11 protein-coding genes and 1 tRNA gene are annotated in these 18648 nt (G+C 35.4%); 4 read left to right on the plus strand and 8 right to left on the minus strand.

Annotated elements, in window-relative coordinates:
* Positions 1 to 16 precede the first annotated feature (16 nt).
* Both ERX46_RS00875 and ERX46_RS00880 read right to left on the minus strand, forming a co-directional pair.
* Entirely contained in the window at positions 17 to 2512 is a 2496-nt protein-coding gene (locus ERX46_RS00875; protein WP_130091940.1) for a YbcC family protein, read from the minus strand.
* 24 nt (positions 2513 to 2536) lie between these two features.
* A complete protein-coding gene (locus ERX46_RS00880; protein ID WP_130091941.1) occupies positions 2537 to 4162 on the minus strand; it encodes a proton-conducting transporter transmembrane domain-containing protein in 1626 nt (541 codons plus the stop codon).
* A 228-nt stretch (positions 4163 to 4390) separates the two neighbouring features.
* Between ERX46_RS00880 and ERX46_RS00885 the strand changes: the two genes are divergently transcribed.
* On the plus strand, positions 4391 to 5095 hold the full coding sequence (locus ERX46_RS00885; protein WP_130091942.1) for an energy transducer TonB: 705 nt from the start codon (positions 4391 to 4393) through the stop codon (positions 5093 to 5095).
* A gap of 402 nt (positions 5096 to 5497) precedes the next feature.
* Here the strand turns inward: ERX46_RS00885 and ERX46_RS00890 are convergent, their stop codons facing one another.
* The 6 genes from ERX46_RS00890 to ERX46_RS00915 form a co-directional block, all read right to left on the minus strand.
* Positions 5498 to 6940: a TolC family protein gene (locus ERX46_RS00890; protein ID WP_130091943.1), complete on the minus strand. Its 1443-nt coding sequence runs from the start codon at positions 6938 to 6940 to the stop codon at positions 5498 to 5500.
* A gap of 5 nt (positions 6941 to 6945) precedes the next feature.
* Positions 6946 to 10149 (minus strand): efflux RND transporter permease subunit, encoded by a 3204-nt coding sequence (locus ERX46_RS00895; RefSeq protein WP_130091944.1) that lies wholly within the window; start codon positions 10147 to 10149, stop codon positions 6946 to 6948.
* Between the two features lie 21 nt (positions 10150 to 10170).
* Entirely contained in the window at positions 10171 to 11256 is a 1086-nt protein-coding gene (locus ERX46_RS00900) for an efflux RND transporter periplasmic adaptor subunit (RefSeq protein WP_130091945.1), read from the minus strand.
* A 314-nt stretch (positions 11257 to 11570) separates the two neighbouring features.
* Complete coding sequence (locus ERX46_RS00905; protein WP_130091946.1) at positions 11571 to 11927, minus strand: hypothetical protein; 357 nt, start codon at positions 11925 to 11927, stop codon at positions 11571 to 11573.
* Positions 11928 to 12628: 701 nt separating this feature from the next.
* Positions 12629 to 12702, minus strand: a tRNA-Ile gene (locus tag ERX46_RS00910).
* 286 nt (positions 12703 to 12988) lie between these two features.
* Positions 12989 to 14188 (minus strand): acyl-CoA dehydrogenase family protein, encoded by a 1200-nt coding sequence (locus tag ERX46_RS00915; protein WP_130091947.1) that lies wholly within the window; start codon positions 14186 to 14188, stop codon positions 12989 to 12991.
* Between the two features lie 170 nt (positions 14189 to 14358).
* Between ERX46_RS00915 and ERX46_RS00920 the strand changes: the two genes are divergently transcribed.
* The 3 genes from ERX46_RS00920 to ERX46_RS00930 all read left to right on the plus strand — a co-directional run bounded on the left by ERX46_RS00920 (position 14359) and on the right by ERX46_RS00930 (position 18634).
* Positions 14359 to 15003 (plus strand): DUF4271 domain-containing protein, encoded by a 645-nt coding sequence (locus ERX46_RS00920; protein WP_207214097.1) that lies wholly within the window; start codon positions 14359 to 14361, stop codon positions 15001 to 15003.
* A 37-nt stretch (positions 15004 to 15040) separates the two neighbouring features.
* Positions 15041 to 15793, plus strand: a complete 753-nt coding sequence (locus ERX46_RS00925) for a uroporphyrinogen-III synthase (protein ID WP_130091949.1) — start codon at positions 15041 to 15043, stop codon at positions 15791 to 15793.
* Between the two features lie 303 nt (positions 15794 to 16096).
* Entirely contained in the window at positions 16097 to 18634 is a 2538-nt protein-coding gene (locus ERX46_RS00930) for a transglycosylase domain-containing protein (RefSeq protein WP_130091950.1), read from the plus strand.
* The last annotated feature ends 14 nt before the right edge of the window (positions 18635 to 18648 follow it).

Below are 18648 nucleotides of genomic sequence, written 5' to 3' on the forward strand. Positions count from 1 at the left end.
TAATTTCGCATTAGGTTTATGCTGCTATTTCTTCCCACTCTAGTTTCCCATTATAACGATGAGAAACCTTCCCTTGGGTATCCATAGCCAATAAATGAATCCAATTATTATCACACAATTGCTTTACAGAACAATGCTTAGCTAATATTTTATTCATCTCTTCAATTGGTGCTTCAATTACTACATTTAATCTTAATGGTTCGTTTTGGAATATTTTGCCGTCATGAACAGATTGCCAAGGTAGCCCAGTTCTTAAATCTCCTGCATATCCCTCAAGTACACCCACTCCTCCAATAATGTTGTGCAGCGTTTTGTTTCCTGAACCGTAATTTTTATTATCAACTGTCGAAGCATAATACTGTAAGTTAATCCAGCTTGTTACCACCATCGGAGCAGTCATTATTAGCTCTAATACTCCAAACCCTTTGTCTTTATTCCATTCATAAGAATGTAAAAATGAACGTCCACCAAAATCTAATCCTTCAGTTCTATTTCTCGGAGCAACAACAAATGTAGAACAGCCTGCAAGTCCCCATTCTGGTCTTACCTGCGCCCAATCTTTACTTCGGTTAATGATCTGTTGATCTGTATTTTTATTTTGTGTAATATTCATTCTCTTCGCTCTTTCCATTCTTGAATAATGTCCAGCTTCCTCCAACCATTGCTTTAATTCATTTACTTCACTATTATGACTTACTGGAATCTGATCTTCATTGAATAATTCAAATTCATCCGTTGTAGTGTCATGTTGTGCAGCGATAAAAACTGTACTTTCTGGAATCCTAATTTGATGATCTACAAGTGCTTTTCTCACTGCTTTATTGTTTAAAACTGCAACCGCTACCTTGGCATTTGCCTCACCAGTTTGACCGGCACAAGCACCACAATCTAATCCTGTTCCATGCGGATTGTTTACTGTTGAAGAACCGTGACCAACTATTAAAATCAATGGAGAGAAACCTTCCGTTAATGACATTGCTGTCAAAGCATTTTTTGCCATTACAATTTGATCTTCAATTGCAATTCCGACTTTCTCATTGTCGTGTTGTCCAACTTCTAAACTTATTCTTTTGTTTGAAAAACGCTTTTTATCCAATCCGTTATAGTTAGGATGAGGGACTGGACGAGATAAGCCGTAAGAATCGGTAAATAATTTTGGTAGATAAGCTAACCCAATTGGACTTACAAAACTAAAGCAAGAAATAGCACCAGATTTGAATGATTTCCATGCGCTATTCACTTGACGCTTTAGTTTTCTGCTTGCAATGGCTTGTTTTTGCAAGTCTTTTTCCGACATTTCCTCAAGAATTACTTGTCCTGTAGGCAATAAAACAGGACATTGTGCATTTCCTTGATTGTGTCCTATCGGAACATATTTAATTGGGAACGCAAAGAATCCTGCAAATCCTAATGTTTCGACTTCTGGAGCCACCATTTCTAAATTTCTACGGTACAATTCTGAACGCACATCGATACAGAAAATGGCTTTAATTTTCGTCTTTTGAGGTCGGGGTTTTTGACTGTCTTTTTTCGATTCAAATTGCTCGATTAATCTGCGTTGTGCTGCATAATCAAAAGCTCCTTGAAGTAATAATTTTTGTTTTAATTTCTCAGTGGATTCTTCTGTTTGCCTTAATTCTTCAAGAATTTTTATAGCTTCCGCCCACTTCCCTTTCATTTGAGGTCTTTGAGAACAAGACAACATTCCGGCTTCCCAGCACAAGAGAATACATAAGAATTCAACTAGTTTACCACCTTCTTTTCCATACAATTCATTTTCCCAATCAATGCGTGCGGAAAATGCTGACCAACCACCGATTCTCAATAATAAACAATGCAGGTATAAGTTAGTACAATCTTCTGGAATATTCAATTGTTCTAGTGCGTATTGTGCTGCTTGAATTGGGTCGTTTGGTAATTCATTTACCCACGTATTGAATCCGCCCAATCCCATAACCTTTGGAGTTCTGTCCACTGAAGCATCTGCTTTCCATGCTGCAAAAAGTGGTTCTTTACTTTTTGCAGTATTCCAAACGGCTTGTCCTTTGTCGAAGTAAGCACCCGCCCAATTTGAAACACGGTCCAGTACAAATCTGTTCCAATCTTTTTGTGATAGAGTTGATTTGACATCACTCACAGTTTGTAATTCTGGATATTGAAATTTATTATCAATCTCTACTCTTAATTGCGCCAAGTATTCTTTGAAATTTTGAATGGGATTTAATCCTTTCTTAATTCTTACTACATTAATATCTTCTTTAGTGATCTTTCCTTTTTCAATTTCATCCAAGTAAAATTGAATAGGCAAAGTCATTTCAATTCCTGCAATTTTAGAAAGCAGATTGGCTGCTCTTTCAAAACGCATTTCTGATAATCCCATGTAAGGATTTACTGCTACGAAATTTTCAAGAGGCCAAACAGGAGCGATTTTTTTACTGGTGAGTTGTAATTTTTCACGCAACAAAATCTCCGGTTCGGTTTTCTCTAATGGCAAAACGTTATTTGTAGTCATCTTTTTAGTTTTAATTATTCAGAATTATTTTGAAGTAACTTTTACTTGTGATTCGTCCGAGAATCCACTAATGGTCTCTTTGTCTGGAATATGATACAGAGATCTAACCATGCGGTCAAAGACTGAATTTACATACCAACCGTTTCTGAAATGCACTCCCATTTTCCACCAAAATGTGTTGGAAGGAACTGTAGGAGCAACAATTTGAATGATGATAACTATTGCATAAATGAGCAGAATAATTCCCGTTAAAATCATTGTGAAAATTCCTGGTTGTGAAAGTGCTGGAATTTGAGAGTCTAACAAATAATGTGCTCCAGCTTCTAAAGTGAAGAAAGCCATCGCAACTATTATGGCTAAGAAACAAGCTTTTAATGTTCCTATCAGTTTTCCGTTTGAATCTAATGTAGGAGCAATGATTGTTGAAAGTCCCATCACTATAATTGAACCGATCACTAACATTCCAAATTCTTCGGTAGGATTAATTCCCCAAAGAAATGCGAAACCTACATAAATTGCCATTGCTAAAATGATACTTGCAATTATTCTGAATGCACTTCCTAAACGTTTCGGAAGTGCAACTTTTGATGAGCGAACAATGTCAATTACACTTCCTGATGATAAAAATGAATGTGCTTTATAGAATGAATGGGCAACTAAATGGAGCATTGCTGCTGCGTAAACTCCTAATCCACACATCATCAAGCTGAATCCCATGTGGGCAACACTTGAATATCCTAACGAAGTTTTTATGGATGATTGCGTTAGGAAAACAATTGATGCAAACAGTGCTGTGAAACTACCAACGACAATGAGTACAATAGATGCATAAGAAGTCCCGTCCATTAAATAGGCCATTCTCGTGATTAGGAAAGGACCGGCATTTAATAATCCTGCATGCAGTAATGCCGAAACTGGAGTTGGTGTTTCCATTACTTCAATCAACCAACCATGTGTTGGAAACTGTGCTGATTTTAGAATTGATGCAATTGCAATTAAAAGCGCTGCTATCTCTAATGGGTATCCTGAAAAATCATTAAAAATGATACCCTGGAAAATGATTTCTAAATTTCCTGTTCCGAAATAAGCATAGAGAATTATAAACCCAGCCAGTAGACTAACATCGCCTAATCGGGCAACAATAAATTTCTTTCTGGCTGCGATAATTGCTCTTGGCCTGTTTGGATAGAAAACCAATAAGCGGTGAAGCGCTAGACTTGTTCCTACCCAAGCGATGAAAATTAAGGCTAAATTTCCAGAAATAACAAGCAGTTGAACGGAGGCTATTGCAGCAGCCAGACGTCCCATGAAGATTCCTTGGCGTTTATCTCCATCTAAATAGTTGCAACTAAATTTCACAACAATGAAACCCAATAAGGCAATCATGATGAACATAATAATACTTAAAGGATCAAGGCGGATCGAAATTCCTAATCCCATCATTCCAAATTCGAGGCTTTCTAAAAACCCATACTGAACAACACAAATTCCAAAGTAAATGGCGAGAATAATATTAAAAAAAGCAACACCCATTATTCCTTTTTTAATAAGTGAAGCGGATGTGTTTTGTGTAAATTTTGAAAGAATTGCAATCAAAATAAACGATAAAGGTGCGAGCAGCGCAAAAAGTGAAAGTAAACTTAAATTCATGTTTCGGTTCTTTTATAATTCGTTGCAAAGAACAAGATACTAATCCATATATTTTCATTTATACTTTCTATGGAATACATAAGAAATGTTTATGTATAAGGTGTGGGCGATTTAAGGGCGATGTAAGGACGATTTGCAAATCGCCCATACATTGCCCAATACTATCAATCAATTATCAAATTGGTACAGAACTTGTTTACAAAGAGTTTCACTATTAAACTTAAAATTATGATGAAGAAGAAAAATCCAAAACTCGAATTAGAATCCAGCAGAAAAGTATTTTTTCAACTGGGATTATTTATTGTAGGTTCAGCCACTCTAATGGCATTTTCCTACAAAACACCTGTTTACCTCACTGAAAAGAAAGAAGTAGAACAAAGGGAAATCGATATTCCGATTATGTTGGTTGAAAAAGAACCACTTCCAATAATTGAAATTCCGAAAGTTGAAAAGCTAGAAACAAATACTGAGCCTTCAACTCCAATTTTTTCACTTACATTATTGAATTTAATTGATCCCTCAAAAAATACAGTTACCGATCCGCAACTTGTTGTTACCTCAAGTCACATTCAAAATGTTACTTCAGGAATTTTTGGTGTTGACTTAGGAGCAGCGCCAGAAGCAGCATTAGTTGAATATCCTGATGTTGATGCGCAGTTTCAAGGAAGTTGGTTAGGTTATTTAAAAAATACAGTAAAATATCCTGAAGAAAGCGTTTTCTTCAAAGAATCAGGAACAGCCTACATGATTTTCGTAGTTGAAATTGATGGAAGCGTAACAGATGTTCGGGTAAGAAATCAATCACTTTCAAGTAGTCTTCAAGAAGAGGCTATCCGAGTAATTAAAGCTTCTCCAAAATGGAAACCAGGAAGCAAAAACGGAGAGCTTGTTCGTTCAACAAAAAATGTAAATATTAATTTCATTTTAAAATAGGTTATTTATAATGGTTAATTATAAATTATTAATGATTAACGGATTGCGTGAGAAAATATGGAAAAGGAAGTATCTATAATTGAGTCCTAAAATAAATATTATTGATGTATTGAGCTGCTCACGATAGCTATTTAGAATTTATTAAGCAGATTATTCAGAATTAAAATTGAACCCCTTTTTCTTTAATAACGAATTGGCAATTATCAATATGATAATTGCCAATTGTTGTTTTTGGTGCTTTTTACGCAGAACAGTTTTTGAAAAAGAAGCATCACTATTAAAACATGAACCCTATTAACCATAAAACCATCCCTACTGGGTCAACCATTAATAATTAACCATTGAACATTAAAAAATCCTATCGCGTTAACCATTAATTAATAATTAAACATTAATAATTATTCAGTCCCAGCCTCCACCTAGTGCCACATAAGTATTTACCATGGCATTCAACTGCAATTTCTTAATTTCGATTAATTCAAATTGGGAATCAATGGTTTCCTCTTGTGTTAATAAGACCTCCAAATAATCGGCCCTTGCAGATCGAAACAAAGTATTTGAAATCTGAATAGATGTATTTAACGCATCAACTTCTTTGGCTTTGAACGCATAGCTTTTATTTAAGTTTTCGATTTTAGAAAGCTGATTGGTCACCTCTATGTAAGCACTTAAAATTGTTTTTTCATATTCATAAATCGCTTGTAATTGTCTGGCATTCGCACTGTAATAATGTGCTTTTATTCCCGCTCGATTGATTAATGGCGCCACTAAATCTCCTGCTAATGAAAACAAAAGAGATTTAGGGTTTTTGATGATGAAAGTCGGATCAAAAGCTTGTAAACCTATTCCAGCAGACAGGCCAATTGAAGGATAAAACTGAGCTTTCGCAATTTTTACATCCAATTTATTCGCTTCGAGTTCAAGTTCTGCTTGTTTTATATCCATTCTATTGTCCAACAATTGTGAAGGAAGTCCTTGATTTATTACTGTTAAAATAGAATCATTGAAAGTATTTGCATTTCTCAAAACAGGTTGCGGAAATCTTCCCGCCAAAAAGTTAATTTTATTTTCTGTTTCAATGATGCTTTGTTCAATCTCGAATCTTAAGCTTTGTGTGCTGTATAATTGCGCTTCAAACCTTTTGACGGCCAGCTCTGTAACTTTAGCCGATTCCTTTTGTTGTTTTACAATTTTGAGTGCATTCATTTGCAAATCAATATTCTGATTCACTCTGATTAATTGATTGTCTAGCGCCAATAATTCATAGTATTCACCTGCTATTTCTGACACGAGGTGCGTCACCATAAAGTTTTTCCCAGAAATACTTGAGAGATATCTTGATACAGCAGCTTTCTTGCCGTTTCTCAATTTCTTCCAAATATCAATTTCCCAATTGGCACGAAGCCCAACAACATAATCTTGTAATGGTTCTGGGAACTCCTTTCCAGGTATAATATCAGTTGTTGCTTCTACCGCTCCATTTCTGGTGTAACGACTCACTTTGTCAACACCTGCACCAACATAGCCCGACACCGTTGGAAGATATTCTCCCTTTTTGGCGCCAATCTCATAACGAGATATTTCAATTTCTTGAAGAATTATATTGAGTTCCTGATTTTTTAGTAATGCCGAATCAATTAAATTAACCAATTGAACATCCGTAAAATAATCTCTCCATTTCAATGAAGCAGAATTCGTTGTGTCCTCCGAGTTTTCGTCAATTGACATAAAATTTTTAGGAACCTCTTTATTTTCTTCTTGGATAGCTACTTTAAGACTTTTACAAGAAGTAAATGTCAAAAGTGTAAAGAGAAGAATGCTTATATATTTCGTTTTTTTCAACATAAGTTCTATTTTTTGTTTTTGTCTTCCGATGGAATTTCTTTGGGTCTGATGTCATAATAAAACTCTTCGGATAAAGGAGCGTCATTTGCATTTTTAATCAGTTGTCGACCTTCGCTCATTCTACCGAAAATGTAGTACAATCCAGGAATGACAATTACTCCGAAAACAGTTCCGAAAATCATTCCTCCCAATGCTGAACCACCAATGGTTTTATTCCCAATTGCACCAGCTCCACTTGCAAGAACCAATGGAATTAATCCAGCGATAAATGCGAAAGAAGTCATTAAGATTGGTCTAAATCGAACCCTTGCGCCTTCAATAGCAGCTTCTAAAACTGTTGCACCCTGTTCGTGTTTCATAACCGCAAATTCAACGATCAGCACGGCATTTTTACCCAGTAGTCCTACCAGCATTATAAGTCCAACTTGTGCGTAAACGTCATTGGCCAATCCCATCATTTTCAGTAATAAGAAAGAACCAAAAATTCCAACAGGTAAGGAAAGAATAATCGCCAAAGGCAATAAGAAACTCTCGTATTGCGCTGCAAGTACCAAATACACAAATATTAGCACGACAATAAATACATAAATGGCTTCATTTCCTCTTGATGATTCATCGTAAGAAAGTCCTTCCCAAGCGATGTCATATCCTTTTGGTAATGATTCTTCTGCCACTTCTTTTATGGCTGCAATTGCATCTCCTGAGGTATAACCTTTCGCAGGTAAACCTCTAATGGCTGCAGAATTATACAAGTTGTAGCGCGTTACCTCGTTGGGACCTTGTTTTTTCTCCAATGTCATAAAAGAAGAATAAGGAACCATTTCGCCTTCTTCATTTTTTACGAATAGTTTCAATAAATCTGAAGGATATCTTCTGAATTCTGGTGCTGCTTGAGTATACACTTTATAGAATTGACCAAAACGAATGAAACCTTGTTCATAGGTACTACCAATTAAAATATTTAGATTTTCCATGGCTTTATCGATAGAAACACCTTTCTGCATTGCCGCTTTATTGTCAATTTTAATTTCATATTGTGGATAATTGGCAGCAAAGAATGTAAAGATTCCCGAAAGCTCTTTTCTATCTTTCAGTTTGTCCAAAAATTCATTGTTGATTCTCTCGAATTCAACATATTCCGTAGCATCATTTTTATCCAATAGTCGCAAGGAAAAACCACCCGAAGAACCAAAGCCTGGAACAGCTGGTGGCTCAAAAAATTCAATTACACCATCTCCAATTTCTTTGGATTTTTCTTCGAGTTCTTCCATCACGTCATGAACAGAACTGTGTCTTTCTGACCAAGGTTTTAAGTTAATCAAACAAGTTCCTGCATTGGAACCACGTCCTTCAGTCATGATTTCGTATCCAGCCAATGATGAAACAGATGCAACTCCTTCAGTTTCCTCGCATAATTTCTGCAATTGAACAGCAACTTGATTCGTTCTTTCTAATGTTGCTCCTGGTGGCGTTTGTATAATCGCATAAATTGTTCCTTGGTCTTCATTCGGAATAAATCCAGAAGGTAGAACTTTGTTTACTCCAAATATTCCAATTCCAAAAAGCAATAGAATTCCAATGGTGATGAATCTTCTGTTTACAATGATATTCAGGAGACGAACATATCTTCCTGTTAATTTGTCGAACCTTCTGTTGAACCAATCAACGAATTTATTGACAGGAGATTTTTTTCTTTCTTTTCCATGATTGTTTTTCAGAAGCATCGCACAAAGTACCGGCGTTAAGGTTAATGCAACCACTGCTGACAAGATAATTGAACTCACCATTGTAATAGAAAACTGACGGTAGAAAACTCCGACAGGTCCAGAAATAAAGGCTATCGGTAAGAAAACGGAGACCATAACTAAGGTGATTGCTATAATTGCTCCTCCAATTTCACTCATCACACTTTTTACCGCTTGATAGGGCGTTATATCTGTATTGTGCATTTTTGCGTGAACAGCTTCCACCACAACAATGGCATCATCGACGACAATTCCAATGGCCAAAACCAATGCAAATAAAGTGACCAAGTTGATGGATAAACCAAATAATTGAAGGACGAAAAACGCTCCAATTAAAGAGACTGGAACAGCTAAAATAGGAATTAACGTAGAACGCCAATCACCTAAAAACAAGAATACAACCAAGGCAACTAAGATAAAAGCATCTCTTAAAGTATGTGTAACTTGTTCGATTGAGGCATCTAAAAATTTCGAAACGTCGTAGCTGATTTTGTAGTCCATTCCTTCAGGAAAATCAGCTTTCATGATTTCTAATTCTTCCTTCACGTTTTCAATGACTTCGCTGGCATTACTTCCCATGGACTGTTTGAGGACAATTGCCGCAGATGGATAACCATCTAAATTGGAATAAATATCCATGAATTCTGTACCTAATTCAACCCTAGCAACATCACTCAAACGAATGATTTCTCCTTCATTATTCGCTTTCACGATAATATCACCATATTGTTCAGGAGTGCTGTATCTTCCTTGATAAGTAAGTACATATTCTAAAGATTGAGCAGCTTGTCCAGAACTTCTTCCCAATCTACCAGGGCGACCAATTATACTTTGATCTTCCATAGCTTCCATTACTTCTTCTGCCGAAATAGTGTAAGCTCTTAATCGGTCAGGATTTAACCAAACACGCATCGCGTATTGTCGACTTCCAAGAATACTCGCACGCACAATTCCTTTTACCCTTTTGATTTCAGGAATCATTTTTACGTTGGCATAATTGTAAAGAAATTTTTGGTCAGCTTCTTTGTCTTTACTGTACAGGTTGACATACATCAACATACTGGGTTGAATTGGCGTAATTACCACACCTTCTCTTTGTACCAAAGGAGGCAGTAATGGCATCACTTGGTCAACCCTAGTTTTCACCCTCACCACCGCTTGATTTGGATCTGTTCCGGGTTCAAAAACTATACTTATCGTTGCTTCACCTGCGCTGGTGGCATCAGAAGTGATGTAACGCATTCCTTCAACACCATTTATAGATTGCTCCAATGGAATTAGTGTTGATTTTACAAGTGCATCTGCACTCGCGCCAGGATAGGCCACAAAAATATTAACTGTTGTAGGGGAAATTTGAGGAAACTGAGAAATAGGCAATTGCTTTATGGCCAATGTTCCTACAAATACAATGACTATTGAGATTACAATAGCCAGAACGGGTCTATGAATTATTTTTTTGAGCATTTTATTATTTTTTTAATAAGATTATTCGGCGTATAAACTCAAGTGAGAAACCACTTCTGCAGGTTCAATAAACTTATAGGAAATCTTATCTCCGCCTTTAACTGTTCTAATTCCATCAATTAAAATTTTATCATCTTTCGATAATCCAGATTTTACGATGTAGATGTGTGTGAGTTCTTTTTCGATAACAATGCTGCGAGAGGTAACAATATTGTCCTCTCCAACAACAAAGACATATTTCTTGTCCAGTATTTCGAAAGTAGCTTTCTGTGGAATAATTATGGCGTCTTTGGTTGTCGTTGGAATTAGAATATTCCCTGTTTCACCATGTCTTAGTAATCCTTCTGGATTAGGGAAAGTTGCTCTAAAAGCAATATTTCCTGTTTCGTTATTAAAATCTGCTTCTATGGTTTCAATCTCTCCTTGGTGTTGGAATAGTTTATTATTGGCCATTTGAAGATTTACTTTCTGCAAATTATTCTTGTCAATCTTAGTAGAATAATTTAAGTATTCTGCCTCAGAAACATTGAAATATACCCAAACTTTGGTGTTGTCTGAAAGCTCTGTAAGCAGTTCTCCTTCATCCAACAAACTTCCTTGTCTCACATTAAATCTTCCCATTATTCCTGAGAATGGAGCACGAATTTCAGTAAAACTAAGATGTACATTTGCTAAATCTAGCTCCGCCAATGCTTGATCATAAGTTGCTCTGGCTAAAGCCAATTCGTTTTTCGAAACGATGTTACTGTCTGCAAGTGCTTTGGTATTTAGGTATTCAATCTTTGCAAATTGAGCTTCTGCTTCTGCTTTTTTGGCCTCTGCTTTATATAGCGAAGGCATAATTTGAAACATTAATTGACCTTTTTTGATGGCTTGACCTTCATCAACATAAATATCTTTTAGGTACCCTTTTTCAAGAGCTCTAAGTTCAATGTGTTGAATTGACCGAATTTGACAAACATATTCTTGTAAAGTTGTTGTGTCTTGAATTAATGGGGAGGAAACAGAATATACCGTTTCTTCAGTTGCTTTTTCATGATTTTCAGAATTACAGCCAGTAGTAAATAACGCTGCAATCAAACTTAAATGAATAAGTGATTTTTTCATTACAATAATGAGTTTTGTGATTTTAGTCTAGAAGACTTAAAACCAATTAATAAAAAATTTGATTATAAAATTATAAGGGCAGAAAAGCGCATGAGAACTAATTCATTAGTCTGTGCTTATCTTAATTAGTAACTGTTTGAAAACCCAAGTCTTTAAAACTTTAATGTTGAAATATCAAAGTCTAACGTTTGAAGATGCTAATTGTCGTGCATTTTGACGGTAAACATCGCGAAGACTGGAATTGCAAAACGTATAAAGCAGTGCTTGACGTTTTCTTGCAATGACTAATTGAAAGGCGGGAAATTAGGGTAAAATCATATCCTGAATGTTTCCAGAAGAATATTCTTGGAAACAGAGGGAATAATATATTTAGAAAAGTAAAAAGATTCAAATTTATTGACCTCTTTTGGGAATGATCTAAAGCTTACAAGAGCAATTTGTGATGGTATGTTAAACTTCTTGAACTTTTCATTCTTTTCTTGAAAATCAACACCTAAATTGTGGTGGACATGATTTTGAAAAGGAGAAACCGTTGCATCAAAATCATTTGAAGAATAACCATACTGCGAATTATAATCAACTTGAAATTCAAGCTGATTGTTTGAGTATTCAGTAATATTTGAACTGATAACAAAAAGTAAAGCAAATATGGATCCTAAAAATATTTTCACCTTGTTTCTTAAATTTTTATTTTAAAGAGGACAAATGTCGGAATAGATTTAACTAAAACAATTCTTGAGGAAGTTTAATTAAAAAATTAACTAAAAAATAATATTTTGGGATTGAGTGATGGGGAAAGTTTGGTTTGCAATAACACCTTCCGCGTCTAGGTGTTTTTGTATGCGTCGAGAATCGTTAACTCATAGTGTAGATAAACGCGACACAATTGAATTTATATACAACGTATTCTGTTCGCAATCTGCGTATGAATGAAATCATTCTGTCTGATTTAAACGGCTTTAATTTTATGATGTTAACTTGTTTCATTTTGTATTTTTATCAATGATTTCAATAAGCTTATAGGTTGATTAAGTTAGCACGCTGATAAGGCTGATTTCAAAGGGTGAAAAAATCCGTTATTATTCGGGTTGCTTGCAGTCATGCTAATCTTGCCGATGCATCCGTTTTATACGCGTTCAATAAAGATAATTTAATCTCTCTACTCATGCAATATCACTAAATATCGACTTTTCATCTAAAAATATTAAAGTAAAAAATAGTGAATACTGCTGCACTCACTCTCTTCTCTCAATTCTTTTATTGTGGTTCCGAATCAATGCAGCTTTGCTGTTGCGGGATCGTTCCTACCAGCTCACTAAACTTTACCCCACAAAAAAAGACTTTACAATTAAGTAAAGTCTTCTCTGTTATGTGGTCCCACCTGGGCTCGAACCAGGGACTTTCTGATTATGAGTCAGATACTCTAACCAGCTGAGTTATAGGACCGGTTAATTTTAACTAAATGCCCTGAGTTTACCTCAAAGCGATTGCAAAAATAATATTATACTTCATAATATGCAATAAGAAATGAAATATTTGTTTTTTAAAATCAACTTAAAAAAAAAGAGCGAAACAATTGTTCCACTCCTTCGGTTTAAATACAATCTGAAACTTTGATAAGAAATCGTTAAAAGCAAGGCTTGTGAAGTTTAAAATTGTCAGGAGTTTATTTTCATAAATGACTGCAATTTTGGACAAGCATAACGAAGATTTTAGCGCTTTCTTGCAAAGTTTATTTTTTTTCTGGCATCTCGCGTGTGAATGCTGGAATCCCCGTAACATCCATACCTGTAATTAACAAGTGAATATCGTGTGTTCCTTCGTATGTTACAACAGATTCAAGATTCGCCATGTGACGCATCATTGAGTATTCAGACGTAATTCCCATTCCACCGTGCATTTGTCTTGCTTCTCTTGCAATGTTCAATGCAATTTCAACGTTGTTACGTTTCGCCATTGAGATTTGTGCAGAAGTTGCTTTTCCTTCGTTTCTTAGTTGACCTAAGCGGAAAGTTAACAATTGTGCTTTTGTGATTTCAGTAATCATTTCTGCCAATTTCTTTTGCATCAATTGGAACGCTCCGATCGGAACATTAAATTGAATTCTTTCTTTAGAGTAACGCAACGCTTGATCATAACAATCCATTGCAGCACCTAAAGCACCCCAAGCAATTCCAAAACGAGCAGAATCTAAACAAGATAACGGCGCTCCAAGTCCACTTCTTCCAGGAAGCAAGTTGTCTTTTGGCACTTTTACATTATCAAAAATCAATTCACCAGTTGATGAAGCACGTAAAGATAATTTTCCGTGCATTTCAGGAGTTGAGAAACCTTCCATTCCTCTTTCCACAAGAAGTCCATGTATTCTTCCCGTTTCATCTTTTGCCCAAACAACAGCAACATCAGCAAAAGGCGCATTAGAAATCCACATTTTTGCTCCATTTAGCAAATAGTGATCTCCCATGTCCTTAAAGTTGGTTGTCATTCCTCCTGGATCTGATCCGTGATCTGGTTCTGTTAAACCAAAACATCCCATCATTTCACCTGAAGCAAGCTTAGGTAGAAATTTTTGTTTGTGTTCTTCTGATCCGTATTTCCAAATTGGGTACATCACTAAAGAACTTTGAACAGATGCTGTAGATCTTAATCCACTATCACAACGCTCTAATTCTTGCATAATTAAACCATAAGAAATTTGGTCTAATCCTGGTCCTCCGTATTCTTCTGGTATATAAGGTCCGAATGCGCCGATTTCTCCTAATCCACTTAAAATGTGCATTGGGAAAGTTGCGTTTTCGTAATGTTCATCAATAATTGGAGACATTTCCTTCTTTACCCAATCTCTTGCAGTATCGCGAATTAATTTATGCTCATCTGACAATAAATCGTCCATTCCATAATAATCCGGGTGCGTGTATAAATCTGACTTCATTTTCTGCTTTTTAATTCGAGAACAAATTTAACGATTTAATCTCATTTTTTTAAGAATAAAGCGAATAGAAACGTTGCATATTATATTTTTGTAATTTTGTGAACACAAATGCGCCTCTTTTTAGGTGCGAAAAGCGAAAAATCATCTTTAATAGTTTTTAAATGAAAGAAATGGAGTTAACGTTACGTGAAGAACTGTTCCCACATTGGGTAATTTATGCTTTGCTGTTAACAATTACTGTACTTTCTGTTTTGAAATACCAAAGAGAAATGGTCTTTTCGCATATCTCAGTCGCATTTTTTAAATCACCATCTTCATTGCCCAATGCCAAAGAAAGTTTAAGCTTTTTAGGAAGAACAAATTGGGTTATGTTGTTGACTTATTTCGCGATATCGGGGATCGCTGTTTACATGCTTTTAGCTTATTATGAAAGTACCGACTATTGGTTGATATCATTACCAACAATAGTATATCTATTTCAACTGTTTGCTTTGTTTTTTGTTGGGTTTTTAAGTGGAGAGTTTAAATATGTTAAGGAAAACATACTATTGTTAAATTTCTCAGCACATATTACAGGAATTGTACTCATTCCAATATTGTTTATTTGGATACTAAATCCTCAACTATCTGAATACATGGTAATGACTATTGCCGCTGTGCTTATTTTGTTTTATTCCTTACGCGTGGTTCGAGGAATGTTACTTGCTATTCGCAATAAAGCATTGTGGTATTACATAATTTTGTACCTTTGCGGCTTGGAAATCTGGCCGATAGTTGTAGGATACCTACTTGTATCGCCTGTTTTCATTGGGTAATTCGTATTGTATTTATGAACTAAAGTACTGCTAAATTTTGAGTATTCGAACGATTTTAGTATCACAACCAGAACCGGAAAGCAATAAAAATCCGTATCTTGCACTTGCTGAGACATATAAGCTCCAAGTTGACTTCAGACCTTTCATACATGTGGAAGGAATTGATAAGACCGAGTTTAGAAATCAAAAAGTGAATTATGCAGATCATACTGCTGTAGTTTTGACATCAAAAACTGCCGTTGATCACTATTTCCGTATGGCGGAAGAGTGTAGATTTGAGGTTCCAACAACAATGAAATATTTCTGTATTTCAGAAGCTGTCGCTTATTATTTGCAAAAGTATGTTACCTATCGGAAAAGGAAGATTTTTCATGGAAAAACAACTATTGAAGACTTAATGGATTCAATAAAAAAGCACAAAAAAGAAAAGTTTTTGTTGCCCTGTTCAGATATCCTGAGAGACAGTATTCCAATGGCTTTAGATAAAGAGAAAATCAATTATTCTAAAGTTGTTTTGTACCGCACTGTTGCATCTGATTTGTCTGATTTAGAAAGTGTGCAATATGATGTGTTGGTGTTTTTCTCTCCTTCAGGAATAGAGTCTTTATTAAAGAACTTTTCTGATTTTAAGCAGAACAATACGCTAATCGCAGCATTCGGTCCAACAACAGCAAAAGCAGTTGTTGACAATAATCTTAGATTAGATATCCATGCACCTCAACCGCAGGTACCTTCTATGTCATTGGCTATTGAGCAATTCATAAAGGACAATAAAAAGAAGAAAAAGTAAAAGTTAAAAAATTTATAAAAATCGTCTCGTGAAAATGAGGCGATTTTTTTGTTAAAATAATTTTTATATCAATAAATAATTATCGAATCATACCTCAATGGAATGGACGATTTGCAAATCTTCCCTACATTGTATCTTCGAATTGAATTTTTTGAATCAACGAATTTACGCATCAACGAATTTTTGAATTCACAAAAAAACGAATTCACCAAAAAACAAATAAACAAAAAACTATAATTCTAACCTCATCCTTAATTCAATGTCGCAATTATGATTAAATTTATCTTTTCATAAAAATCTCTGATGTCAAAAAAAGTAACAAAAACAAAGGAAGGGAATGTTTACTTCAAGAAGCCAGTAGCTAAATTCTTGATTATTCTCTTGTGGGTTGTTGGTTTAATCCCTTTTTTATTTATCGTTTATTTACGTTATATCCAAACAGATAGCGATTCATTGCCTTCTGTTTCTATGCTTGAGAATCAAGAAGAATTATTAGCAACAACAATTTTTGCTGATGATGGAATGACTGAATTGGGAAAATATTGGACAATTAATCGAACGAGTGTACCTTATAACGAAATCTCACCTTTTGTTATATCTGCCTTAATATCAACTGAAGATGAACGATTCGAAGATCATTCGGGAATTGATGCAAAAGCGGTTGGTCGTGCATTAGCGAATATGGGAGAAGCTGGTGGAGCCTCTACAATATCGCAACAATTGGCGAAGCTGATTTTTACCTTGAAAGAAAGAGACGAAAGAAGATCTGCTCAACAAGATGGTCTCGGTAAAACTGAGGAAGAACAGCGCATTGAGAAAATGAGTGGAATAGAACGTAGATTATATGAAAAGGTAAAAGAAAACGTTATTGCACTTCGATTGGAAAGAAGATACACAAAAAAGGAAATCATTACAATGTACTTGAATCAATTTGACTTCCTGGAGAATGCTGTTGGTATTTCGAGTGCCTCAAGAGTTTATTTTAATAAAGATGCCGCTGATTTAAATTATGAAGAAGCAGCTATTCTTGTAGGAATGTGTAAAAACCCCGGCCTTTATAATCCTTATGGTTTTACAGTAAAAGACTATTCAGGTAGAATCTCTGCAAGACAAAACATTTCAAAAGATAAGGTATCTGTTGAAGACATGAGGGCAGAAAGAGAGACTGATTCTTTGCGTGCAATTAGCCGAAGAAACGTTGTACTTTATAAATGGTACGAGAACTCTAAAAAAGACAATCCAGCTTTAACAAGTAAAATTACCAAAGAACAATTTGATAGCTTAAAAACCTTACCGATTTTAACAGATTATCAAACGGTAGATCACAAGGAAGGATTAGCGCCTTATTTTAGAGAATCTTTACGAGGGAAAATTACCAATATTTTGAATGAAAAATTGGACAATGGAAAGTTGAGATATACTAAAGCAAATGGAGATTCCTACAATATTTATGATGATGGTTTAAAGATATATACGACTATTAATGCGGATATCCAGAGACATGCTGAGAATGCTTTGGTAAAACATTTAAAAAATAATATTCAAGAACCATTTACAAAGAACAATCAAAGGACTGATAAATATCCTTTTGCATATAATATTGATGAAAGTTCAATAGAATCAATGATGAACAGTGCTCGAAAAAGATCGACTCGCTACAGAAGTATGCGAAGAAGAGACATTTCTGTTGAGGAAGCTATTGCGAGTTTCGATAAAAAAACACCAATGAAAGTATTTTCTTGGAATGGAGATATTGATACTGTTTTAACACCAAACGATTCTATTCGCTATTATAAAAACATCATGCGTGCAGGTTTGGTTTCAATTGAGCCGCAAACAGGATTTATCAAAGCATGGGTTGGAGGGCCAGATATTAATCATTTCTCTTACGATCACGTGGCACAAGGAAAACGTCAGGTTGGTTCTACAATTAAGCCCTTTATTTATTCTGCTGGAATGCAGTTTGGAGTAATAACACCTTGTGAAACTACACCAAATATTTCATATTGCGTGGATGTTCAAACGGGTTCTAGACCAGAAGATATGACGCAATGGTGTCCAAAAAATTCTGGATCGAAAATGAATGGTGAGCCAATTGAATTTCAAAAAGGGCTAGCCAATTCTATGAATAATATTACTGTTGCAGTAATGTCTAAAATGGGAGGTGTTGCTGGACCAAGGGCAGTGGCAAAACTGATGAGTAATTTGAATATCAACCTGAGAAAAGAAGATATCGTTCCTGCAATGTGTTTGGGAGTAATGGATTTATCTTTATTGGAAATAGTGGGTGCTCAATCTGCATTCGTTAATGGTGGAATTTACACTGAACCAACTTCTATTATTAGAATTGAAGACAGGAATGGAAATGTTATTTATGAACATCAACCCGTTTCTCGTGAAGCTATGTCAGAAGAGTTAGCGTATGCAACTTTAAGCATGATGCAAAAAGTAGTAACGCAAGGAACTGCAGCAAGTTTAAGAGGAACTTGGAGAGGTGATTGGGGTGGAATTACACAACCAACTGCTGGTAAAACAGGGACAACTCAGAACAACTCTGATGGTTGGTTTATGGGGTTAACTCCAGATTTAGTAACGGGAGTTTGGGTAGGAGCAGAGGATATGGCTGTGCGTTTCCGTTCAATGGAATGGGGACAAGGTGCGCGTTTGGCTTTGCCGATCTATGGATATATGATGCAAGGTGTTTACAAAGACCCAAACATTCATATTTCAACAGAGGAGTTTGAAGTGCCTTATGGTTACGCTAGTTCAATGTATAATTGTAATAATAAGTCAGGGTCAAATGGTGGCGAGGAAACACCAGATTTTGGAATAGGATTTTAATAGAATAAAATTAG

Source organism: Brumimicrobium glaciale, from assembly GCF_004152935.1.
Classification (GTDB): Bacteria; Bacteroidota; Bacteroidia; order Flavobacteriales_D; family Crocinitomicaceae; genus Brumimicrobium; species Brumimicrobium glaciale.

Excerpts from the sequence above, each read along its gene's own strand:
- ERX46_RS00880 (WP_130091941.1), bottom strand. The coding sequence starts at position 4,162 with ATGAATTTAAGTTTACTTTCACTTTTTGCGCTGCTCGCACCTTTATCG.
- ERX46_RS00915 (WP_130091947.1), bottom strand. The coding sequence starts at position 14,188 with ATGAAGTCAGATTTATACACGCACCCGGATTATTATGGAATGGACGAT.
- ERX46_RS00895 (WP_130091944.1), bottom strand. The coding sequence starts at position 10,149 with ATGCTCAAAAAAATAATTCATAGACCCGTTCTGGCTATTGTAATCTCA.
- ERX46_RS00885 (WP_130091942.1), top strand. The coding sequence starts at position 4,391 with ATGATGAAGAAGAAAAATCCAAAACTCGAATTAGAATCCAGCAGAAAA.
- ERX46_RS00900 (WP_130091945.1), bottom strand. The coding sequence starts at position 11,256 with ATGAAAAAATCACTTATTCATTTAAGTTTGATTGCAGCGTTATTTACT.
- ERX46_RS00920 (WP_207214097.1), top strand. The coding sequence starts at position 14,359 with ATGGAGTTAACGTTACGTGAAGAACTGTTCCCACATTGGGTAATTTAT.
- ERX46_RS00930 (WP_130091950.1), top strand. The coding sequence starts at position 16,097 with ATGTCAAAAAAAGTAACAAAAACAAAGGAAGGGAATGTTTACTTCAAG.
- ERX46_RS00890 (WP_130091943.1), bottom strand. The coding sequence starts at position 6,940 with ATGTTGAAAAAAACGAAATATATAAGCATTCTTCTCTTTACACTTTTG.
- ERX46_RS00875 (WP_130091940.1), bottom strand. The coding sequence starts at position 2,512 with ATGACTACAAATAACGTTTTGCCATTAGAGAAAACCGAACCGGAGATT.